At 68.8% G+C, this 22,407-nt stretch carries 18 protein-coding genes; 5 read left to right on the forward strand and 13 right to left on the reverse strand.

Annotated elements, in window-relative coordinates; all coding sequences use genetic code 11:
- The first annotated feature begins 299 nt into the window (after positions 1–299).
- The gene (groES, locus tag ACF8O7_RS15460) at positions 300–590 is read left to right on the forward strand and encodes a co-chaperone GroES (RefSeq protein WP_016445456.1); all 291 of its coding nucleotides are present in this window, start codon (positions 300–302) and stop codon (positions 588–590) included.
- A gap of 48 nt (positions 591–638) precedes the next feature.
- Positions 639–2,282 carry a chaperonin GroEL gene (groL, locus tag ACF8O7_RS15465; RefSeq protein WP_016445455.1) on the forward strand — a complete coding sequence of 548 codons (1,644 nt, stop codon included), beginning with the start codon at positions 639–641 and terminating at the stop codon, positions 2,280–2,282.
- Positions 2,283–2,390: 108 nt separating this feature from the next.
- Here the strand turns inward: groL and ACF8O7_RS15470 are convergent, their stop codons facing one another.
- Both ACF8O7_RS15470 and ACF8O7_RS15475 read right to left on the reverse strand, forming a co-directional pair.
- A complete protein-coding gene (locus ACF8O7_RS15470) occupies positions 2,391–3,668 on the reverse strand; it encodes a PLP-dependent aminotransferase family protein (protein WP_392443742.1) in 1,278 nt (425 codons plus the stop codon).
- A gap of 123 nt (positions 3,669–3,791) precedes the next feature.
- Positions 3,792–5,207, reverse strand: a complete 1,416-nt coding sequence (locus tag ACF8O7_RS15475) for a VOC family protein (protein WP_017406079.1) — start codon at positions 5,205–5,207, stop codon at positions 3,792–3,794.
- Between the two features lie 166 nt (positions 5,208–5,373).
- Between ACF8O7_RS15475 and ACF8O7_RS15480 the strand changes: the two genes are divergently transcribed.
- On the forward strand, positions 5,374–6,294 hold the full coding sequence (locus ACF8O7_RS15480) for a LysR family transcriptional regulator (protein WP_012207461.1): 921 nt from the start codon (positions 5,374–5,376) through the stop codon (positions 6,292–6,294).
- On the opposite strand, the gene ACF8O7_RS15485 is transcribed toward ACF8O7_RS15480, so the two are convergent.
- The 7 genes from ACF8O7_RS15485 to ACF8O7_RS15515 are packed head-to-tail and all read right to left on the reverse strand — an operon-like array spanning position 6,269 to position 14,467.
- Entirely contained in the window at positions 6,269–7,225 is a 957-nt protein-coding gene (locus tag ACF8O7_RS15485; protein ID WP_392443744.1) for a CobW family GTP-binding protein, read from the reverse strand. The genes ACF8O7_RS15480 and ACF8O7_RS15485 overlap by 26 nt on opposite strands.
- A gap of 1 nt (position 7,226) precedes the next feature.
- On the reverse strand, positions 7,227–8,891 hold the full coding sequence (locus ACF8O7_RS15490; protein ID WP_126310967.1) for an amidohydrolase: 1,665 nt from the start codon (positions 8,889–8,891) through the stop codon (positions 7,227–7,229).
- Positions 8,892–8,910: 19 nt separating this feature from the next.
- Positions 8,911–9,933, reverse strand: a complete 1,023-nt coding sequence (locus tag ACF8O7_RS15495; RefSeq protein ID WP_034364475.1) for an ABC transporter ATP-binding protein — start codon at positions 9,931–9,933, stop codon at positions 8,911–8,913.
- Positions 9,930–10,958 carry an ABC transporter ATP-binding protein gene (locus ACF8O7_RS15500; RefSeq protein WP_016448710.1) on the reverse strand — a complete coding sequence of 343 codons (1,029 nt, stop codon included), beginning with the start codon at positions 10,956–10,958 and terminating at the stop codon, positions 9,930–9,932. Before ACF8O7_RS15500 ends, ACF8O7_RS15495 begins: the two co-directional genes overlap by 4 nt.
- Positions 10,958–11,866, reverse strand: coding sequence for an ABC transporter permease (locus tag ACF8O7_RS15505; protein ID WP_016448711.1), 909 nt, complete (start codon positions 11,864–11,866; stop codon positions 10,958–10,960). The genes ACF8O7_RS15500 and ACF8O7_RS15505 overlap by 1 nt, the downstream gene beginning before the upstream one ends.
- A 4-nt stretch (positions 11,867–11,870) precedes the next feature.
- Entirely contained in the window at positions 11,871–12,848 is a 978-nt protein-coding gene (locus ACF8O7_RS15510) for an ABC transporter permease (RefSeq protein ID WP_126310968.1), read from the reverse strand.
- A 17-nt stretch (positions 12,849–12,865) separates the two neighbouring features.
- Positions 12,866–14,467 carry an ABC transporter substrate-binding protein gene (locus ACF8O7_RS15515; protein ID WP_061287314.1) on the reverse strand — a complete coding sequence of 534 codons (1,602 nt, stop codon included), beginning with the start codon at positions 14,465–14,467 and terminating at the stop codon, positions 12,866–12,868.
- Between the two features lie 242 nt (positions 14,468–14,709).
- On the opposite strand from ACF8O7_RS15515, the gene ACF8O7_RS15520 reads away from it, so the two are divergent.
- The gene (locus ACF8O7_RS15520; protein ID WP_392443748.1) at positions 14,710–16,221 is read left to right on the forward strand and encodes a PLP-dependent aminotransferase family protein; all 1,512 of its coding nucleotides are present in this window, start codon (positions 14,710–14,712) and stop codon (positions 16,219–16,221) included.
- An 18-nt stretch (positions 16,222–16,239) separates the two neighbouring features.
- On the opposite strand, the gene ACF8O7_RS15525 is transcribed toward ACF8O7_RS15520, so the two are convergent.
- The 3 genes from ACF8O7_RS15525 to tal form a co-directional block, all read right to left on the reverse strand.
- Entirely contained in the window at positions 16,240–17,139 is a 900-nt protein-coding gene (locus ACF8O7_RS15525) for a transporter substrate-binding domain-containing protein (protein ID WP_016448714.1), read from the reverse strand.
- Between the two features lie 231 nt (positions 17,140–17,370).
- Complete coding sequence (gene pgi / locus ACF8O7_RS15530; RefSeq protein WP_046240748.1) at positions 17,371–18,990, reverse strand: glucose-6-phosphate isomerase; 1,620 nt, start codon at positions 18,988–18,990, stop codon at positions 17,371–17,373.
- Between the two features lie 4 nt (positions 18,991–18,994).
- On the reverse strand, positions 18,995–19,948 hold the full coding sequence (gene tal, locus ACF8O7_RS15535) for a transaldolase (RefSeq protein WP_047472720.1): 954 nt from the start codon (positions 19,946–19,948) through the stop codon (positions 18,995–18,997).
- A 208-nt stretch (positions 19,949–20,156) separates the two neighbouring features.
- Between tal and ACF8O7_RS15540 the strand changes: the two genes are divergently transcribed.
- The gene (locus tag ACF8O7_RS15540; protein WP_016448717.1) at positions 20,157–21,002 is read left to right on the forward strand and encodes a MurR/RpiR family transcriptional regulator; all 846 of its coding nucleotides are present in this window, start codon (positions 20,157–20,159) and stop codon (positions 21,000–21,002) included.
- Positions 21,003–21,030: 28 nt separating this feature from the next.
- On the opposite strand, the gene fabF is transcribed toward ACF8O7_RS15540, so the two are convergent.
- Entirely contained in the window at positions 21,031–22,317 is a 1,287-nt protein-coding gene (fabF, locus tag ACF8O7_RS15545) for a beta-ketoacyl-ACP synthase II (RefSeq protein ID WP_392443750.1), read from the reverse strand.
- Positions 22,318–22,407: the final 90 nt, after the last annotated feature.

Raw genomic sequence — 22,407 nt, forward strand, 5'->3', positions numbered from 1 at the left:
GTGATTCAGCGACAGCCTTTCGCCGGAAGTTCTGTGTGCTCCTGCAGGCCGCGCTTCGCCGCTGGCCAGCGCGGGCGCGCCCCGAAAAAACTAAAGATCAGTGGCGTTCCGCACTCCGCGCCGGATGTGCCGTCTTGCGGCACATCCGGCCCTACCCCTTGAAACCTGGCCGAATTGCCTTATTATTAGCACTCGTTGGGTATGAGTGCTAACAATCCTCTGTCCCACATTGCTTCGAATGCCGGCCCGCCGGGCCGGCAAGTCTTTGTTTCAACTTTGTTGATGATTTAGGAGTTGGTATGAACCTGCGTCCCCTGCACGATCGCGTGATCGTCAAGCGCCTCGAAAACGAAACCAAGACGGCTTCGGGCATCGTGATCCCCGACAACGCCGCCGAGAAGCCCGACCAGGGCGAAGTGCTGGCAGTGGGTCCCGGCAAGAAGAACGACAAGGGTGAAGTGATCGCCCTGAACGTGAAGGTCGGCGACCGCGTTCTGTTCGGCAAGTACAGCGGCCAGACCGTCAAGGTCCATGGCGACGAACTGCTGGTGATGAAGGAAGACGACCTGTTCGCGGTCGTCGAAAAGTAATCCACGCGCTTCGAAACCGCACTTTCCAACTGAATCCGGAGAATTGAAATGGCAGCAAAAGACGTAGTTTTCGGCGGCGAAGCACGCGCCCGCATGGTTGAAGGCGTGAACATCCTGGCCAACGCGGTCAAGGTCACGCTGGGCCCCAAGGGCCGCAACGTGGTGCTGGAGCGCTCCTTCGGCGCCCCCACCGTGACCAAGGACGGCGTGTCGGTCGCCAAGGAAGTGGAACTCAAGGACAAGCTGCAGAACATGGGCGCCCAGCTCGTGAAGGAAGTGGCCTCCAAGACCAACGACATCGCCGGTGACGGCACGACCACCGCCACCGTGCTGGCACAGGCCATCGTCCGCGAAGGCATCAAGTACGTGGCCGCCGGCCTGAACCCCATGGACCTCAAGCGCGGCATCGACAAGGCTGTCGCCGCCCTGGTGGAAGAGCTGAAGAAGCAATCCAAGGCCACCACCACCTCCAAGGAAATCGCCCAGGTCGGCTCGATCTCCGCCAACTCCGACGAATCCGTGGGCAGCATCATTGCCGAAGCCATGGACAAGGTCGGCAAGGAAGGCGTGATCACCGTTGAAGAAGGCAAGTCGCTGGCCAACGAACTCGACGTCGTCGAGGGCATGCAGTTCGACCGCGGCTACCTGTCGCCCTACTTCATCAACAACCCCGAAAAGCAGGTTGCCCTGCTGGACAACCCCTTCGTGCTGCTGTTCGACAAGAAGATCAGCAACATCCGCGACCTGCTGCCCACGCTGGAAGCCGTGGCAAAGGCCGGCCGTCCCCTGCTGATCATTGCAGAAGACGTCGAAGGCGAAGCCCTGGCAACGCTGGTGGTCAACACCATCCGCGGCATCCTGAAGGTTGTGGCTGTCAAGGCTCCTGGCTTCGGCGACCGCCGCAAGGCCATGCTGGAAGACATCGCCATCCTGACGGGCGGCAAGGTCATCGCTGAAGAAGTGGGCCTGGCGCTGGACAAGGTGACCCTGGAAGACCTGGGCCAGGCAGTGCGCATCGAAATCGGCAAGGAAAACACCACCATCATCGACGGTGCTGGCCAAGCTGCTGAAATCGAAGCCCGCGTCAAGCAGATCCGCATCCAGATCGAAGAAGCCACCAGCGACTACGACCGCGAAAAGCTGCAAGAGCGCGTGGCCAAGCTGGCCGGCGGCGTGGCCGTGATCAAGGTCGGCGCTGCCACCGAAGTCGAGATGAAGGAAAAGAAGGCCCGCGTTGAAGACGCCCTGCACGCTACCCGCGCTGCTGTGGAAGAAGGCATCGTGGCCGGCGGCGGCGTGGCTCTGCTGCGTGCCAAGCAAGCCGTGGGCGAACTGAAGACCGGCGACGCCGAGCAGGACGCCGGCATCAAGCTGATCATGAAGGCCATCGAAGCGCCCCTGCGCGAAATCGTGGCCAACGCCGGTGGCGAGCCCTCGGTGGTGGTCAACGCCGTGCTGAACGGCTCGGGCAACTACGGCTTCAACGCCGCCAACGACACCTACGGCGACATGCTGGAAATGGGTATCCTGGACCCGACCAAGGTGACGCGTACGGCCCTGCAGAACGCCGCTTCCGTGGCATCGCTGCTGCTGACGACCGAAGCCATGATCGCCGAGTCCCCCAAGGCTGAAGGCGCCCCCGCCATGCCCGACATGGGCGGCATGGGTGGCATGGGCGGCATGGGCATGTAATTGCCCGCCGCAACCGGGCAGGCCTTGCGCCATACCCGGTTTGCCCCGCAAGGAAAAGGCCGCCCTCGGGCGGCCTTTTTCATTGCATGAACGCTGTTGCCGATGTCCTCAGGACACGGCCTGGCCCCAGGCCCGGCCCAGGCGCGCCACGGCCTCGGTGATCTGGGGCACGGTGGGCGCCGCATACGACAGGCGCATGCACAGGCCGGCCTGCTGCGCCGCCTCGGCCGGGAAGAAGGCCTTGCCTGGCACATAGAGCACGCCCTGCTCCACAGCGGCCGTGAACAGCGCCCGGGCCAGGGCCTCGGGCTCGCCCGCATGCCGTTGTGGCGGCAGCAGCTGCGCCCAGACGAACATGCCGCCCGCAGGCCGCACGAAGCGGATCTGCTCGCCCAGGGCCGACTGCATGCCCGAGCACAGCGCATCCATGCGCGCCGCGTACTCGGCGCAGGCCTGGGCCAGCTGGGGCGCATAGCGGCCCGAGCGCAGATAGTGCGCGGCGATCATCTGCGCCAGCGGCGAGGTGCACAGATCGGCCGTCTGCTTGGCGATGGTGCAGCGGCGCAGCAATTGGGCGTCGGCCAGCATCCAGCCGATGCGCAGCGCAGGCGCCACGGTCTTGGACAGGCTGGACAGGTAGACCACGGGATTGGCCTGGGCGCCGCACAGCGCCAGGCCCGTTTCGTAGATCGACGGTTCGCGCTGGCCGGTAAAGCGCAGCTCGCCATAGGGATCGTCCTCGACGATGGCAAAGCCGTGCTGGCGCGCCAGCGCCACCAGGGCCTCGCGCCGCGCCGCGGGCAGCAGCGTGCCGCCCGGGTTGGAGAAGTTGGGCACGGTGTAGAGCAGCTTGGGGCGGCGCGCATGGGGCCACTGCGCCAGCAGGCTGGCCAGGGCACCGGTGTCCAGGCCGTGTTCATCCGTGGGCACGGCCACGACCTGTGCCTGGGCCAGCTTGAGCGTCTGCAGCGTGGCCGGGTAGGCGGGCACCTCGACCAGCACCGGATCGCCAGGCTCCACCAGCACCTTGACCAGCAGGTCGAAGGCCTGTTGCGAGCCCGTGGTCACGATCATGTCGGCCGGCGTGCAGGCAATGCCGCGCGTGGCGCACAGCGCGGCCAGGGCTTCGCGCAGCGGCAGCTGGCCTTCGCTGGCGCCGTACTGCAGGCTGGCGGCAGCGTCCTGCTGCAAAGCGGCCATCGCGGCCTGTTGCAGGCCTTCGGCATCGAACAGGCTGGGCGAGGGATAGCCGCCCGCCAGCGAGAGCATGCCAGGGCGGCTCAGATAGGGAAACAGCTCGCGTATGGGCGAGCCTTCGGGGTGCGCGAACAGCGGGTTGAACAGATGGGCGGTGGGCGACTGAATGCCCAGGTCTGCAGTGCTCATGAAGGCCTCTTGCGGCTTTGCAAAAAACAAAGGGGCGCGTGCACAGGCCTGGCGCCTGCGCATGCGCCCCGGGAAAGGGGATACAGGGTGGATGCCGGCCAAAGCCGGCATCCAGGCAGCCGGTCAGGCCACAGCCTGGGCGGCCTGGGTGCGCAGCGCGCTGCGCAGCTGGTCGATGGAGCGCTGCTGCGCCTGCTCGTACAGCGCGATCTCGTCATGCACGCGGGCACCCAGGTCGGCCTCGAAGGCCTGCTGGGCCGCATGGGCCGCGTACTGCTTTTGCTCTTCGCCGCCCAGGTTGGACTGGAAGATGCCGGCCGCGCTCACGGGCAGGAAGTCTTCGTAGACGATGGGCTCGGCCTGGGCCAAGCCACGGGCGATCAGGGCGTCCAGGTCCGAGGCGGCGGCCGCGGCGGCCTCGCCTGCGGCCAGGGCGGCTCCCTCGTCGCTCAGCGTGAAGCGGTAGAAGGCCAGGTCCTGGCGGCGCAGCTGCTCATGCGTGTCGGGGAAAGCCTCGAAGACCTGGGCCAGGCGGCTGCCGTAGTCGGGTGCGGCACTGCCCGCGCTGCCCATGTCGCGCACCTGGGCCAGCAGCTGGTCGTAAAGCGCGCGGCCCTTGCGCGTGAGCGCCACGCCGCGCTGCTCGATCTCGCCGAAGCGCGCCGTGTGCGAGCCTGCGCCCGTGGCATCGCCGGCAAAACGCACGGTCTCCTTGAGCGCCTTGAAGCTGGTCTGGCGCAGCAGGATGGGGCAGGCGCGGCGCGGCGGGCCTTCGACCACGTCCTTGGCGTCCATGCCGCGTGCGGGCATGGCGGCCTGGGCCGCGTCGATGTCCAGGGTGCGCGGCGTCAGGTGGTTGATGTGCGGGCCCTTGAAGCAGACCACGTCGGCGATCAGGCGGTGGGCCTTGTGCAGCGCGTCATAGGTGGCGCCGTCCACGGTGGATTCGCTGTGCCAGCGGAAGGTCTCCAGCGCCTCGCCGACGAATTCATCGGCCTCGGCATCGGTGAGGCCGCCGTTGGCCTCGGACTGGGCGATCAGCGCCAGCGCGCGCTCGGTGAAGATGTTGCGGCGCGCCAGGATGGCGGCAGCCTGGGCGCGCAGCGCCTCGTCGGCGATCAGGTCCAGGCGCAGCAGCGAGGTGAAGACGCGGAAAGGGTTGGCCAGCAGCGCGGCATCGCTGACGGGACGGAAGGCCGTGGAGTGCACGGGCACGCCGGCCACCGACAGGTCGTAGTAGCCCACGGGCTCCATGCCCATGATGGCGAACAGGCGGCGCAGCATGGACAGCTCGGCGGCCGTGCCCACGCGGATGGCGCCGTGGCGCTCCACGCCCAGGCGGGCCAGCTCGCCACTGCGCTGCATCCGGGCCAGCAGCTCAGGCTCGGCCTGCAGCGTGCGCTGGTTGATGTCGGCCACGAGTTCGATCAGCGTGCCGTACTGGGGCACTTCATCGCGGTACATCTCGGACATGGCGCTGGAAAAGCGCGCGCGGATCTCGTCGGAAGGCACGAAGGCGTTGGCGGACGTAGAGGACATGGTGCTTGTGGGGACTGATGGTGGGGCCGCAGATCAGCCTGCGGCATGGTGAATTCCTGGCACGCATGCTAGGTCTGCGCCTTGAGCCTGGTCAAACGATAATCGGGCCCATAGGTCATTCCCAAACAGAATGGCCCCTCCCACGATTGCCCCACCGCTCCCTGCCATGCTGCTGTCCCGCCGTTTCCTGCCTCCCATGTCCCTGCTGTGCGCCTTCGAGGCAGCGGCCCGGCACCAGAGCTTCACGGCAGCTGCGGCCGAGCTGCACCTGACGCAAAGCGCCGTCAGCCGCCAGATCCGAGCGCTGGAGGAGCGGCTGGAGGCAGAACTCTTTGTGCGCGAGCGCCAGACCGTGCGCCTGAGCCCGGCCGGCCAGGCCTATGCGCAGGAAATCCGGGGCGCGCTGATGCGCATCTCCACGGCCACGCTGGGCTTTCGGGCCAACCCGCGCGGCGGCAGCCTGAACCTGGCCATCCTCCCCACCTTCGGCACGCGCTGGCTGGCGCCGCGCCTGCCGCAGTTCTTCAGCGCCCACCCGGGCATCACCATCAACCTGACGACGCGGCTGTCCCAGTTCGACTTCCAGCTCGAAGCCGTGGACGCCGCCATCCATTTCGGCCTGCCGCACTGGCCGGGCGCCGAGCTGGCCTTTCTGATGAGCGAGACCGTGGTGCCTGCCTGCAGCCCCGCCCTGCTGGCCCAGCATGGCTTTGCCCAGCCCCAGGACCTGCTGCAGGCGCCGCTGCTGCACCTGGCATCGCGCCCCGATGCCTGGCAGCGCTGGCTGTCCGTGCACCATGCGCCCATGGCCGAGGGCCAGGGCATGCTGTTCGACCAGTTCGCCACCGCCGCCCAGGCCGCCATCGCCGGCGTGGGCGTGGCCTTGCTGCCACGCTTTCTGATCGAGCGCGAACTCGCACAGGGCGATCTGGTGCGTGCCCTGCCCCATCTGCCCGAGATGGAAAGCGCCGAGCGCTACTACCTGGCCTGGCCCACGAGCCGCGGCAACTACCCGCCGCTGCAAAGCCTGCGCGAGTGGCTGCAGCAGGCGGCCCAGGATTTCATGCGGGACGGCCCGCAGCCCTGACGCCCGCAGCGCCTGCCACCAGCGCCTGCAGCGCGGCCACCGGAAGCTGCCCGGCCAGGCCGATGGCCACGATGGCGGGCACCTGCTGCTGCGCGGGCGCTGATGCGGCACGCAGCCGGCCGCTGCGCCCGGCAAATTGAAGCTCGCTCCAATGGCCCGCCCCGGTCTGCACCACGCCCTTGAGCCGCAGCACGCCAGCCGGCATGGCCTGCAGCCACGCCTGCAGGGCCGTCTCGGACAGCACCCCGGGCGGCTGGCAGGACCAGGTCTCGAACTGCCGGCCATGCATGGGGCGCGCAGTGCTGGCACCCCATGAGACCTCCCGCACGCCACGCAGCAGGGCTGCGCCGCTGAGCAGTTGCACGGGCACCCGGGCTTCGTGCACGTCGCAACGTTGCGCGGCTGGCGCGTGGTGGGCTATCCAGCCGTGCACGCGCTCCAGGGTCCGGGCATCGGCCAGATCGGTCTTGTTGACGATGACCAGGTCGGCCCGGGCCACCTGGCGCTGCAGCGTGTCGGCCAGCAGCGGATCGGCGGCCTGCGAGAGCAAGGTGCCGGCATCCAGCACCACGATGACTCCATCGAGCGCCAGACCCGGATCGGCCAGGCCCAATTGGGCGATGCGCCAGGGGTCGGAGACGCCGCTGGCCTCGACCACCACGGCGTCGAAGCGCTCGCGCTGCTGCAGCACGCCGATCAGGGCCATGGACAGGTCATCGCCGATCTGGCAGCACACGCAGCCATTGGTCAGCGCGATGGTGTCGCCGCTGTGGTCCTTGATCAGGCCTGCATCGATGTTGAGCGCGCCGAAGTCGTTGACCAGCACGGCCAGCCGCTGGCCATCCGCATGGCGCAGCCAGTGGTTGAGCAGCGTGGTCTTGCCGGCGCCCAGGAAGCCGCCGATGACCGTGAACGGCAACCGCTGTCCCATGTCATGCCGCCTTGAAGACGCGCCCCGACAGCACCGTGCCCCAGACCCTGAGGTCCTTGAGCACCATGGGGTCCAGGGACAGCGGATCGTCCTCCAGCACGCAGAAGTCGGCGCGCTTGCCGCATTCGATGCTGCCGATCTCGTGGTCCAGCTTCAGTGTCCAGGCCGCGCCCAGCGTGACGGCATGCAGGGCCTGGGCCACGGTCAGGCGCTCGGCCGCGCCCAGCACGCGGCCCTTGGGCGTGATCCGGTGGACCGCGCACCAGGCGGTGAACAGCGGCCCCAGCGGCGTGACGGGCGCATCCGAATGGATGGCCAGCGGCACGCCGGCGGCCAGCGCGCTGGCGCAGGCATCGAGCCGCATGGCGCGGTCCGGCCCCATGGTCATCTCGTAGTGCTGGTCGCCCCAGTACCAGAGGTGGTTGGCGAACAGGTTGGCGCACAGGCCCAGCGCCGCCATGCGGCGAAACAGCGGCGCATCGATCATCTGGCCATGCTGCAGCGTGTGACGGTGGTCGGGCCGGGGCGCGCGGGCCAGCACGCGGCCTATGGCGTCGATGGCGGCTTCGCTGGCCTCGTCGCCATTGGTGTGCGTATGGATGAGCAGGCCCGCGCGGTGGTAGGTCTCGAAATCGGCCTCGTACTGCGCGGGCGCGGTGACCCAGATGCCGTTGGGCGCGCCGTTGTAGTGACCGGGCCAGCGCAGGCGCGCCGAAAAGCCCTGGATGGAGCCGTCCAGCATCATCTTGACCAGGCCGTAGCGCAGCCGGTCGGTGTTGCGCGCCATGAGCGCGCGCACATGCCCGGCACCGGCCTCGGCGCCATGGGTGCCGTGAAACGCCTGGAAGGCGGGCAGGATGCGGATGGGCACCTGGTCGTCGCCCAGCGCGGCCTCCAGCACGCGGCAGTCCTGCTCACCCAGTTTGTTGACCAGGTCGGTGGCCGTGGTCACGCCCTGGCGGCAGGCCAGGCGGGCGAAGGAGCGCACGCCGGCCTCGGTCATGGGCGCCAGCAGCCCGGCGTTGCCGATCTTGCGCAGCACCAGGAACATGGCGGCCGGTTCCTGCAGCTCGCCCGTGGGCTCGCCGGCCAGGGCGTGGCCGGGCGCAAAGCGCACCACGCCCTCGACCTCGTTGTCGCGCGTGATCTCGGCCAGGCGCAGCATGGCGCTGTTGACATTCATCAGATGGCCGTTGGCATGCGAGATCACGATGGGACGGCCTCCTGCGGCGCGGTCCAGGTGCTCCACCGTCATGCGCTCGCCGCCGAAGTAGATGGGATCGAACCCCCAGGCGATCAGCGGCTGCCCGGGCGGCAGGCCCTGCGCATCCATGCGCGCCGCCACCTCGGCCAGGCGGTCCACCACGGCATCCATGGAGCGCAGGCCGGGCCAGGTCTTTCCGTCGGGGTCGCGCCGGTCGAACCAGCCCGTGTATGTCCAGTCCCACATGCTGCCTTCCTTGAGGTGACAGTGGCCCTCCACCAGCCCGGGCAGCAGCACCTGGTCGGCAAAGCGCTCGTCGATGCGGCATTCGCCCCAGGCCGTGCAGCGCGCGAGGTCCCCGACAGCGAGGATGCGCCCGTCGCGCACGGCCACGTGCGTGGCCTCGGGCTGCATGGGGTTCATGGTGATGATCTTGCGGGCGGCGTAGACGGTGATGCTCATGGTGGCGGGTGCTCCGGGTTCAAAGGGCCAGCGGCGCGCGCGGCACGCCATAGATGTGGTCCACGCGGATGCATCGCACCCAATGGCCGGGGGCGGCTTCGCGCAGCGGTGGCGTCTCGGCCGAGCACGCAGGCACGGCCACGGGGCATCGCCCGGCGAAGCGGCAGCCCGCGGGCGGGTTGATGGGACTGGGCGGATCGCCGGCCAGCCGTATGCGCCGCGCCGCGCGCTCGCGCCCGCCGCGCACCGTGGGCACGGCCGACATCAGGGCCACGCTGTAGGGATGCAGCGGCCGCGCAAAGAAGGCCTGGCGCGGTGCGCGCTCCACGATCTGGCCCAGGTACATGACGGCGATGTCGTCGCAGATGTGCTCGACCACGGCCATGTCGTGCGAGATGAACAGGTAGCTCAGGCCCAGCTCGCGCTGCAGCCGCGCCAGCAGGTTGAGGATCTGGGCGCGGATGGCGATGTCCAGCGCCGACACGGGTTCGTCGCAGACCACGAGTTCGGGCCGCGTGGCCAGGGCGCGCGCGATGTTGATGCGCTGGCGCTGGCCGCCCGAGAACTGGTGCGGGAACAGCTGGCGCTGTTCGGGCCGCAGGCCGACCTGGGTGAACAGCTCGGCCACGCGCGCCTCGCGCTCGGCCGGCGTGCCCACGTCCATCAGGTCCAGCGGAGCGCGCACCGCATCGCCCGCGCGCTGTCGCGGATTCAGCGAGGAAAACGGGTCCTGGAACACGATCTGCATGCGCCGCCTCGCCTGGCGCAGGGCCTCGCCCGACAGGCCACCCAGGTCGGTATCGCCCAGCTGCATGCGGCCTGCCGTCACGGGCGCCAGGCGCATCACGGCCAGCGCCGTGGTGGTCTTGCCCGAGCCCGACTCGCCCACCACGGCCAGCGTGCTGCCGCGCCGCAGGCTGAAGGACACGCCGTCCACGGCCTTGACCACCTCGGGCCTGCCGAACAGGCCCTTGCCCGGGCGCGGAAAGTGGACCTGGAGATCGTCCACCTGCAAGAGGGTATCGTCCATGCGTGCGTTCATGCCAGGGCCTCCGTGTGGGCGCGGATGCGGGAAGCGGGAGCGTGCAGCCAGCAGGCCACGCCGTGGGATGGATCATCCAGCGCGACCAGCGGCGGCGCCTCGCTGGCGCAGCGCGGCTGGGCCTCGCGGCAGCGCGCACGAAAGGCGCAGCCGCTGCCCAACTCCCAGATCGAGGGCACGACGCCGGGGATCTCGGGCAGCTCGGTGCGCCCGCCTGCCTGGCTGCTGCCCAGCTCGGGCAGGCAGGCGATCAGGCCGCGCGTGTACGGATGGGCGGGCGCCGACAGCACCTGCTCGCAGCGGCCCTGCTCGATCACGCGGCCCGCATACATGACCATGACGCGGTCGGCCATCTCGGCCACGGCCCCCATGTCATGCGTGATCAGCACGATGGCCGTGCCCTTGTCGCGCTGCAGCTCGCGCAGCAGGTCGAAGATCTGGGCCTGCACAGTCACGTCCAGCGCCGTGGTGGGCTCGTCGGCGATCAGGATGTCGGGCCGGCAGGCCAGGGCCATGGCGATCATCACGCGCTGGCGCATGCCGCCCGACAGCTGGTGCGGGTACTCGTGCACGCGCCGCTCGGGCGCGGGGATGCCGACCTGCCGGAGCATCTCCACGGCGCGCTGGCGCGCGGCGCCCGCGTCCAGGCCGGCGTGCAGGCGCAGCGGCTCGGCGATCTGCTCGCCCACGGTGAGCACCGGGTTCAGCGAGGTCATCGGCTCCTGGAAGATCATGGAGATGCGGTTGCCGCGCACCTGGCGCATATGGGCCTCGCCGGCGGCCACCAGGTCCTCGCCCTGGAAGCGCACCTGCCCGCCCGTGATGCGGCCCGGAGGCGAGGGAATGAGGCGCAGCAGCGCCAGCGCCGTCATGCTCTTGCCGCAGCCGGATTCGCCGACCACGCACAGGGTCTCGCCCGCGCGCAGATCGAAATCCACGCCGTTGAGCACCGTCGCCTGGCCGCGCCGGCCCTGGAAGGCCACGCGCAGGCCGCTGACTTGCAGCAGGGGGGTGTCGGTGTCCATCAGCGCTCCCTCAGCTTGGGGTTGAGTGCATCGTTGAGGCCGTCGCCGATCAGGCTGACGGCCAGCACGGTGACGAAGATGGCAGCACCAGGAAAGGCCACGGCCCACCAGCACGACAGCAGGTACTGGCGGGCCGACCCGATCATCAGGCCCCAGCTCATCTGGTTGGGGTCCCCCAGGCCCAGGAAGGACAGACCGGCCTCGAACAGGATGGCGGCGCCCACGGCCAGCGTGGCCGACACCACCAGCGGCGGCAGCGCATTGGGCAGGATCACCTTCCAGATGATGCGGCCGTGGCGCGCGCCGATGGCACTCTCCGCGCGCACGAATTCGAGCTGGCGGATGCGCATGAACTCGGCCCGCGTCAACCGCGCCGTGGCCGGCCAGCTCACGCTGCCGATGGCCAGCGTGACCGTCACCAGCGAGGGCGAGAACAGCGTGACCACCACCATGGCGAACAGCAGCGCAGGCAGCACCTGGAAGAACTCGGTCACGCGCATCAGCAGCGCATCGACGCGGCCGCCGTAGTAGCCGGCCATCGCCCCCAGCGTCACGCCGATGCACACCGACAGCAAAGCCGCGAAGGCGCCCACCATCAGCGTGGCGCGGCCGCCGTGGATGATGCCCGTGAGCACGTCGCGCCCCAGCTGGTCGCTGCCCAGCCAGGCCTCCTCGCTGAACGGCGGGCTCAGCGGCATGGTGCGGATCTCGAACGGGTCCGCAGGCCAGATCCAGGGGCCGGCGATGGCCACCAGCAGCACGATGAGCAGCATGGCCATGCCGGCAATGGCCGAGGGGTTGCGCAGGAACATGCGCAGCGCCTCACGGGCCGGGTGCTCGGCATGGGCTGCGGCCTGCGGCGCGGCGACGGTCGGCACGGACACGGAAGGTGGTGTGATGGCATTCATGGTCTCAGGCCGCCTTGATGCGGGGATCGATCAGCCGGTAGCACAGGTCGGTGACGAGGTTCATCACGACCACGACGATGGAGGAGAACAGCAGCACGCCCAGGATGGTCGGGTAGTCGCGCCGCAGCACCGAGTCGAAGGCCAGCCGGCCCAGGCCCGGCCAGTTGAAGACCGTCTCGACGATGATGGCGCCGGCCATGACGTTGCCGAACTGCAGGCCCAGCATGGTCACCACGGGCAGCAGCGCGTTGCGCAGCGCATGGCGGTAGAGCACCACATGCTCGGCCAGGCCCTTGGCGCGCGCCGTGCGGATGTAGTCGGCGCCCAGCACGTCCAGCATGGACGAGCGCGACAGCCGGCTGTACTGCGCCAGGTAGACCAGGGCCAGTGTCAGCGCAGGCAGCACCAGGTGCCGGGCCACGTCCAGCAGGTCGGCAAGGCCTGCGCCGCCTGCGGCATCGGCCGAGCGCATGCCCGACACCGGCAGCACGGGCCACCAGGAGGCAAACGCCAGCACCAGCAGCATGCCGGTCCAGAACACGGGCGCCGCAAAGCCCACCAGGGACAGCACGGTGATGCACTGCGACAGCAGGCCGTTGGGCCGGCGCGAGGACAGCACGCCCAGCAGCGTGCCCACCACGAAGGCCGTGAGCACGGCGGCCAGCACCAGCAGCAAGGTGGCGGGCACGCGCTCGGCAATCATCTGCGCCACCGGCAGGTTGAAGAAGTAGGAGTAGCCCAGATCACCACTGGCCACGCGCGCCAGGTAGATGCCCAGCCGCACGGGCAGCGGCCGGTCCAGCCCGTAGCGTGTGCGCAGCTCGGCCATGAGCTCGGGCTCCATGCCGCCGCTGGCGCCGGCAATGGTCTCCACGGGATCGCCGGGCGCCGCATGCACCAGCATGAAGTTCAGCACCACCACGGCCAGCACCAGCGCCAGGCCCTGCAGCAGCCGCTTGAGGAGTGTGCGGAGAAATGCCATGGCCGGGTCCTCCTGGATTACTTCAAGAAAATCTCGTCGTAGGGCGAGGCCGGCCCCCAGACCGTGGTCGGCAGGTTGCCCACGTTCTTGCGCGCAGCCGTGTGGTAGGGCGAGTTGTTGATGAAGATCACCGGCAGCTCGTCGGTCACGGTCTTCTGGAAAGCCGCATAGAGCTTCTTGCGCTCGGCCGTGTCCAGCGTGCTGCTGGCCGTGTTCAGCAGCTCGTCCACCTTGGGATTGCGGTAGGACTGGGTGTTGGTCCAGACCACGGGCTTGATGTTGGTGGACAGGTAGCTGCGGTGCACGCCGATGACCGGGTCGCCCCAGTTGAAGACGATGTCCATGGACAGGTCGAAGTCATGCGTGGCCAGCCGCCGGGACCAGGCCGGGAAATCGGCCGAGGCCCTTACATCGACGGCGATGCCCACCTTCTTGAGCTGGGCGCGCACGTACTCGGCCACGTTCTTTTGCTGCTCGTCCGTGCCCGGCAGGTAGTCGATGGTGATCTTGAAGCGCTCGCCGTTGGCGCCGGGCTTGAGGCCGGCCTCGTCCAGCAGGGCCGCCGACTTCTTGAGGTCCAGCGGATAGCGCACCAGGTCGGCCGAGGCAAAGGGGCTGGCCGCCACGATGGGGCCGTCGGCCACGGTGGCGAAGCCGCCCATCAGCGCCTTGGTGATGAAGTTCTTGTCGATGGCATGCGCAATGGCCTTGCGCACGCGCACATCGTCCAGCGGCTTCCTGTCGGTGTTGATGGCCAGCCAGTTGATCGAGCCTATGCCCTCGAAGCCCTTGCCGGTCAACGTGATCTGGGGATTGGTGGACAGGCGCTTCAGGTCGATGGAGGCCTGCAGGTAGGGCACCATCTGCACGTCGCCGCGCTCCAGGCTCAGCAGCAGGCTGGAGGAGTCGGGCACGATGTTGAAGACCAGCTTGTCCAGGTAGGGCCGGCCGGGCAGGAAGAACTTGTCGAAGCGCTCCATCACGATGCGCTGGCCCGCGCGGAACTCGGTCAGCTTGAACGGCCCCGAGCCCACCACGTCGGCGCTGTTGCGCGCATGGGTCTTGAGGTCGGCACCGTCGCCATAGATGTGCTTGGGCAGTATGGGCGCCAGCGCCGGGCTCATGGCCAGCAGGATGGCCGGATGCGGCGCGTTCATGCGGATGATGGCCGTGTAGGGGTCGGGCGTGTCCACCTTCTCCACGGGCCCCAGCATGGTCTGGAACGGGTGGTTGGCCTTGATGGCCATGATGGAGAAGGCCACGTCGGCCGAGGTGATGGGCTTGCCGTCGTGGAACACGGCATTCCTTCGCAGGTTCAGGGTCAGCGACTTGCCGTCCTCGGCCAGCTTCCAGGATTCGGCCAGGTAGGGCTGGGGCTTCCACTGGTCATCGAAGCGCAGCGGGCTGGCGAACAGCTGGGTGGAGGGCATGGCCGTGGCAATGCCCGATTGCACGGCACCGTTCAGGTGCCGTGGCACCTGGGTGCTGCCCACGATCAGGGTGCCGCCGCGCTGCGGCTCCTGGGCCTGGGCCTGCAGCGGCGTGGCCGCCAGGCCCGCCAGCGCGCCGGCCAGGGCCAGGGCCGCCAGGGCGCGGCGTCGGAAAGTGATGGTGTGCATGGACTGTCTCCCTCGTTGGATCGCCAGGCCGCGCGGCTCGCTGCCTTCAATCCAGAATACGCAACAAGGGCGCGGGCCGCGGGGGCCACAGCCGTCCAAACGTAGGAGCCAGAGGCCCGGTGTTTACCCGCGTCGGCCGGCCCAAACCTTTACTTGCCCGCACCCGCACCGCAACATGGCGCCGACCGCGCGCCCTCTGCCCGGCCGCGCCAAGAACGCCCCCCGATTGCCTCCGTTGCGCCATGAGCACCCCTTCCGCCACAGACCCACGCCACCAGTGGGCCCGCCTGTTCGCGCTGCCCGAGCAGCCCGGCCTTCCCCTGAAGGACCGCCTGCGCCTGGCCCTGGTCCAGCCCATCCTCGAAGGCCGCCTGCCGCCCGGCGCGGCCATGCCACCCTCACGCGAGCTGTCGCGCCTGCTGGAGGTGTCGCGCAATACCGTGACCACGGTCTACGAGCAGCTCGTGGATGAAGGCTTTCTGGAAGCCCGCCCGCGCAGCGGCGTGTTCGTGGCCCGGGATTCGCGCTTGGCCGGTGTGGACGGCGCCGTGGCCCTGCCTGCGGCAAGTCCCGGGGAGCCCGCACCGGACTGGTCTGCACGCGTGCTGCGCTCGCTGACGGACAGGCACACGCTGTCCAAGCCGCTGCAGTGGCGCGAGTACCCCTACCCCTTCGTCTACGGCATGCACGATCCCGCGCTGTTTCCCACCGAAGGCTTCCGGGAATGCTGCACGCGCAGCCTGGCGCGCGCCCAGCTGCCGCACTGGACGCCGGACTTCGAGACCGACGACGTGCCCGACCTGATCGAGCAGATCCGCCTGCGCCTGCTGCCCCGGCGCGGGGTGTTCGCGCTCAAGGAAGAGATCCTGGTCACCGTGGGCGCGCAGCAGGCCTTCTACCTGCTGGCCGACGCGCTGCTGGACCCCTCGCAGCGGCTGGGCTTCGAGGAGCCGGGCCACCCGCATGCGCGCAACACCTTTTCGCTGCGCCGCCCGCACTGGGTGCCCGTGGCCGTGGACGAGGAAGGCGTGGTGGTCGATGGCCTGCCGCCGCTGGACTACCTGTTCGTCACGCCCTCGCACCAGAGCCCCACCACCGTGACGCTGAGCCTGCAGCGGCGCGAGCAACTGCTGCGCCGCGCCGAGCAGGGCGATTTCGTGATCATCGAGGACGACTACGAGGCCGAGAACCTCTACCAGGGCAGGCCCATGCCCGCGCTCAAGAGCCTGGACAAGGGCGGGCGCGTGATCTATGTGGGGTCGCTGTCCAAGAGCCTGTCGCCCGCGCTGCGGCTGGGCTACATCGTCGCGCCGCGCGCGCTGATCGACGAGTTGCGCGTGCTGCGCCATGCCATGGTGCGCCACCCCAGCGCCTTTCTGCAGCACGCCTATGCGCTGTTCCTGTCGCTGGGCCACCATGAAGCCCATGCGCGCCGCGTGAACCAGGCCATGCTGGAACGCGTGGCGCAGGTGGACCGCTCGCTGCGCGCACACCTGCCGGATTTCATCTTCCGCCAGCCCCAGGGAGGCGCATCGCTGTGGGTGCAGGCGCCGGCCTGGCTGGACGCCGATGCGCTGGCCGCCGTGGCGCGCCGCCACGGCGTGCTGATCGAGGCAGGCAGCGCGTTCTTTGCGACGCCGCGCCAGCCCTGCCCCTTTTTCCGGCTGCGCCTGTCCTCCATTGCCACCGATCAGATCGATGCAGGCATTGCGGCACTGGCACAGGCGGTGGCCGAACTGGCCCGGTCGCGATGACCGGGTCCGGGCCCTTGGTCACTGCTGCGCGTAGGACTCCAGCGGCTTGTCGTTGGGCTTTTGCAGCAGCTGCTTGAGCATGTCGCTCATGGGCAGGTTCAACGGGGCATTCTTGGGCGGAATGGGCTGCACGAACCACTTGTCGTAGATCTTCGCCACTTCGCCCGAGGCCATCATGCCCACCAGCACGTCGTCCACGGCCTTCTTGAAGGCGGGATCGTCGCGGCGAAACAGGATGGCGATGGGTTCGGAGCCCAGCACCTCGCCCACGATCTTGAAGCCTGCAGGGTTCTTGGAGTTGGCGATGACGCCGGCCAGCAGGTTGTCGTCCAGCACGAAGGCATCGGCACGGCCCGATTCGAGCATCAGAAAGCTCTCGAAATGGTCCTTGCCCAGCGAGGTGGGCAGGTTCACGCCATTGTCGCGCCCGTACTTGCGCAGCAGCTGCACGGCAGTCGTGCCGGCCGAGGCCGCCACGGGCTTGCCGTCGAGCTGCTTGAAGGAGGTGATGCCCGAGTCGGCACGCACGGCCATGCGCACCTGGCTCACGTAGGTGGTCACGGCAAAGGCCACCTGCTTTTGGCGCGCGAGGTTGTTGGTGGTCGGGCCGCAGCCGATGTCCACGGTGCCGTTCTGCACCAGGGGCATGGTGTTCTGCGAGGTCAGGGCCATGTACTCGATCTTGGCCTTGGGCACGATCTGGGCCAGCACCTTCTCGCACAGCTCGACGTGGTAGCCCACGTACTTCTGCGTGGTCCCGAAGGCATAGGCCATGGGCGCCGAGCTTTCGCGCACGCCCATCACCACCTTGCCTGTGCTCTGGATCTTGTCCAGCGTGCCGGCCGCTTCCTGTGCATGGGCAGCGCCAGTTGCCGCCACCACACATGCCATCGCCACATGGGCCAGTACGAATCGCATCGAGGGTCTCCTTGGATAGTTGTTGCAGGTCCGAAGGCGCGCTGCGCCTCCACCCTGCCGAGCCGCCGTCACTGGCTGCATGCAAGCAGGGCCGCCGGCAAGGCGATTGCATCAACTATCGAGCAATCAGGCGCCTGTGCATAACGATGAAATGGAAGAAGGTCATGCTCCACCCACATGACCCGGCACCCTGCTGGTGCGCTGCGGGGGCCACAGGCCCGCAGCGCCCGGTCAGCCGGCCGACCCTGCCGCAAGCCGGTGCATGAGGCCCTGCGTCGAGGCATCGACGCCCTGCCAGTCGCCGCTGTCCTGGCGCGCATGCAGCTGGCGCGCCAGGTGCTTGCCCAGCTCCACGCCCCATTGGTCGAAGCTGTTGATGCCCCAGACCGCACCGGCCGAGAAGACACGGTGCTCGTACAGTGCGATCAGGGCACCCAGCGATGCCGGATCGAGCTGCTGCAGCAGCAGGAAGCTGCTGGGCCGGTTGCCCGCGCAATGGCGCTCCGCACCCTCGCCGTGGCGCCCCTCCATCAGGGCCTGGGCCTGGGCAATGGCGTTGACGACCAGGCTCTGGTGGTGGGCGCCCAGGTATTTGCCGCCGTCGCGCAGTGCGATGAATTCCACGGGAATCACGTCCTGGCCCTGGTGCAGCATCTGGAAGAAGGCATGCTGGCCATTGGTGCCGGGCTCGCCCCAGATCACGGGCGCCGTGCGCACGGGCAGTGTCTGCCCGTCGCGCGTCACGCCCTTGCCGTTGCTCTCCATCTCCAGCTGCTGCAGATAGGCGGTCAGCCGCCGCAGGCCATGGCTGTAGGGGGCAATGCAGCGGCTGGAGAAGCCGCAGAAATCGCGATACCAGACGTCCAGCAGGCCCAGGCGCAGCGGCAGGTTGCCCTCCACACCGGAGGAAAAGAAATGCGCGTCCATGGCATGGGCGCCGTCCAGCAGCGCACGGAACTGCGCCGCCCCGATGGCGATGGCCACCGGCAGGCCGATGGCCGACCACAGCGAAAAACGCCCGCCCACCCAGTCCCAGAATCCCAGCGTGCGGCGGATGCCGAAGTCGGCTGCGGCCTGCACATTGGTGGTGAGCGCCACGAAGTGCCGGTCGATGGAGCACGCGGCCTGCGCATCCTCGCTGCCGCCCTGCTCCAGAAACCACCGGCGCGCCGAGTGCGCGTTGAGCATGGTCTCGGCCGTGGTGAAGGATTTGGAGGCGATCAGGAACAGCGTGCTGTGCGGGCGCACGCGGCGCAGCACATGGCCGAGCTCATGGCCATCGACGTTGGAGACGAAATGGAAATTCTTGCCCGCATCGACCCAGTCCTCCAGCGCATTGACCACCACTTCGGGGCCCAGGTGCGAGCCGCCGATGCCGATGTTCACGATGTCGGTGATGCCCTCGTCGCCACGCACCTGCTCGGCCAGGGCCAGCATGGCGTCCAGCGTCTCGTGCACCTGGGCCAGCGCCTCGTGCATGGCCGGCTGCCACTGCTGCACGGTAGCGCAGTGGCGCAGCTGGCCGCCGTCGCGCGGCATGCGCAGCAGCCAGTGCATGACGGCGCGGCCCTCGGTGCAGTTGACGGGCTCGCCGGCCAGCATGGCGTTGCGCTGGGCCAGCACGCCGGCCTGCTGCGCCAGCTCGCGCAGCAGCGTCTCGGTGGCTTCGGTCCAGAGGTTCTTGGACAGGTCGGCGAAGACATGCGGGGCCTGCTGGCTCAGCGCGTCCAGCCGGCCCGCGTCCGCGGCAAAGGCCTGGCGCAGATCCAGGGACCGGATGTCTTCGTTGAAATGGCGTTCAAGTGCCGACCAGGCCGGCAAGGTGTTGCACAAAACGGGCAAGATCTTCATCCAATCAGTCTGCGGCCTGCTGCATCAATGCTTCGAGCTTGCGGGTGTCGGCAGCGAAGGCGCGTATGCCTTCGGCCAGCTTCTCGGTGGCCATGGCGTCCTCGTTGAGGGCCAGGCGGAAACCGGCTTCGTCGTAGTGCACGGGATCGAGGGCCAGGGTCCGCGCGGCCTCGGGGTCCAGGGCGCGCGCCAGGGGCGCATCGCTGGCGCCCAGCTGGGCCAGCAGTTCGGGGGCGATGGTCAGCAGGTCGCAGCCCGCCAGCGCCACGATCTGGCCCGTGTTGCGAAAGCTCGCGCCCATGACCTCGGTGGCGATGCCGAAGTGCTTGTAGTGCTCGTAGATGGCGCGCACGGAGCGCACGCCGGGATCGTTGGCGCCGGCCATGGCGGCCTCGTCCCACTGGGCGCCGGCCTGCTTCTTGTACCAGTCGTAGATGCGGCCCACGAAGGGCGAGATCAGCTGCACCTTGGCCTGTCCGCAGGCCACGGCCTGGGAGAACGAGAACAGCAGGGTGAGGTTGGTGTGGATGCCGCGCAGCTCCAGCTGGCGCGCCGCCTCGATGCCTTCCCAGGTGGAGGCGATCTTGATGAGCACGCGGTCGATGTGCACGCCTTCGGCCTGGTACAGCTCGATCAGGCGCTCGGCACGCGCCACGGTGGCCGAGGTGTCGAACGACAGGCGCGCATCGACTTCGGTGGAGACGCGGCCCGGAATGGTGTTCAGGATCTCGCAGCCGAAGCGCACCAGCATGCGGTCCATGACCTCGTCGAGGCGGCGGCCCTTGTACTGGGCCACGGTGGCGCGCATCAGCGGCGCGTACTCGGGCTTTTGCACCGCCTTGAGGATGAGCGAGGGATTGGTGGTCGCATCCCGCGGCTGGAACTGGGCCAGTTGGTGGAAGTCGCCGGTATCGGCCACCACGGTCGTGTACTGTCGAAGCGCATCAAGCTGGTTCATGGAACATCCTTTGGGCGGGAGCCTGGCGAGGGGCGGCATCGCACCAGGGCGGTGCGGTTGTACCGGCAAATCCTCCGAGTGTATGCGCGCGCATGGTTTGCATCGGCGTCAGGAAAGTAAGCGAAGGCTGCCGCTCATGCAAAATGCGCGCTGGACCTGCCTTGCGGCAACCGCTTCCCTTTACCCATAGAACAACGCCCACCGCCTAATGCTGGACCGCATCACCGCCTCGCTGCCCTCGCTTGCTCCCGCCGAACAACGCGTGGCCCGCCTGGTGCTGGCCGATCCACGGGCCTTCGCACGGCAGCCGGTGCGCGAACTGGCCGAGCGAGCCCATGTCAGCAAGCCGACGGTGGTGCGTTTTTGCCGCAGCATGGGCTACGACGGCCTGGCCGACTTCAAGCTCAAGCTGGCCGGCAGCGTCAGCGAGGGCGTGCCCTTCATCCACCGCAGCGTGGACACCGACGACAAGACCAGCGACGTGATGGTCAAGGTGGTGGACAACGCCGTGGCCGCCTTCCTGCAATACCGCAATGCCGCCAGCACCACGGCCATAGAGCAGGCGGCGCAGGCCATCGCCTCGACCTGGCAGACAGGCCGGCGCATCGAGTTCTACGGCGCAGGCAATTCGGGCATCGTGGCGCAGGATGCACAGCACAAGTTCTTTCGCCTGGGCGTGACCAGCCTGGCCACCAGCGACGGCCACATGCAGGTGATGAGCGCCACCCTGCTGGGGCCCGGCGACTGCGCGGTGATCATTTCCAACTCGGGCCGCACGCGCGACCTGATGGACGCGGCCGACATCGCGCGCAAGAACGGCGCCACCACGATTGCCATCACCGCCAGCGGCTCGCCCCTGGCCTCGGCCTGCCACATCCATCTGGCCGCCGACCATCCCGAGGGCTACGACCGCTACAGCCCCATGGTGTCGCGCCTGCTGCACCTGCTGGTCATCGACGTGCTGGCCACCTGCGTGGCGCTGCGCATCGGCCCGGCCCTGCAGCCTGCGCTGGAGCAGATGAAGAACAACCTGCGGGCCAAGCGCTACACGTAGCACCGGCCCCCAGGCCCACCCGCCTCGTTCAGCCCTGCCAGCGCCTGAGCACCAGCGAGGCGTTGACGCCACCAAAGCCGAAACCGTTGACCAGGGCATGCTCCATGGCCCAGGGCCTTGCCGCGCCGGCGATCAGGTCCAGCCCCTGGGCCAGGGGATCAGGCTCCAGGAGATTGCGCGTGGCCGGCGCCATCTGGTCGCGCAGCGCCAGCACCGTGAAGATGGCCGCCACCGCGCCCGCCGCGCCCAGCAGATGGCCCGTGGCCGACTTGGTGGAGCTGATCGCCACGCCGCTGCCCTCGCCAAACAGGGAGCGCATGGCCGCCAGCTCGCCGCGGTCGCCCACGGGCGTGGAGGTGGCGTGGGCATTGAGGTACTGCAGCTGATCCGGCGACAGCCCGGCCATGGCCAGCGCCTGTGCCATGCTGCGGCGCGCGCCGTCGCCATCTTCCGGGCCCGAGGTGATGTGATAGGCATCGGCACTGGTGCCGTAGCCCACCACTTCGGCCAGCGGCACGGCGCCGCGCGCCAGTGCGTGGTCCAGTCCCTCCAGCACCAGGGCGCCCGCGCCCTCGCCCATGACAAAGCCGTCGCGGCCCGCGTCGAAGGGGCGTGAGGCCTCTTCGGGCCGGTCGTTGTATCCCGTGGAAAGGGCCTTGGCCGCCGCGAACGCACCCAGGCTCACGCGGTCGATGGCCGCCTCGGCGCCGCCGCACAGCGCCACGTCGGCCTCGCCCGAACGGATCATGCGCAGGCCGTCGCCCAGGGCCTGCACGCTGGCTGCGCAGGCAGTGACCGGCGCACCCAGCGGGCCCTTGAGCCCATGGCGTATCGACACATGCCCGGCCGCGAGATTGACCAGGAAAGACGGTACGGTGAAGGGCGACAGGCGCGACACCCCCCGGCTGTCCGTGGTGCGCACGGCCTGGGCAATGGCGCCAAAGCCGCCGATGCCCGAGCCAATGATGCAGGCCGTGCGCGTGCGCTCCTGCTCGCTGGCCGGCTGCCAGCCGGCCTGGGCCAGGGCCTGGTCCGAAGCGTCCAGTGCCAGCGGAATGAAGCGGTCCATCTTGCGCTGGTCCTTGGGCGAGACCACGGCATCGATGTCCCAGCCGCCTTCCGGGTCCCGGGCCAGGTCGGGCACCTGGCCTGCCACCTGGCCCGGCACATCGGGCGCCAGATCCTCGGGCAGCCGGCTCAGGCCCGATGCGCCGGACAGCAGCCGCCGCCAGGCCAATTCAGTGCCCCGCCCCAGCGGCGAGACCATGCCCATGCCCGTGATGACCACGCGGCGTGCGAGAGGACCCGTGCTCATGAACGCTCCCTGATGGACCATGCAGAGACTGCAGCGCGCACGGGGCACAGGCTGCTCGGGATTGAAGAGGCGTTCATCGGTTCTTCCCTG

This window comes from Delftia sp. WSY_16 (genome assembly GCF_043104415.1).
Lineage (GTDB): Bacteria > Pseudomonadota > Gammaproteobacteria > Burkholderiales > Burkholderiaceae_C > Comamonas > Comamonas tsuruhatensis.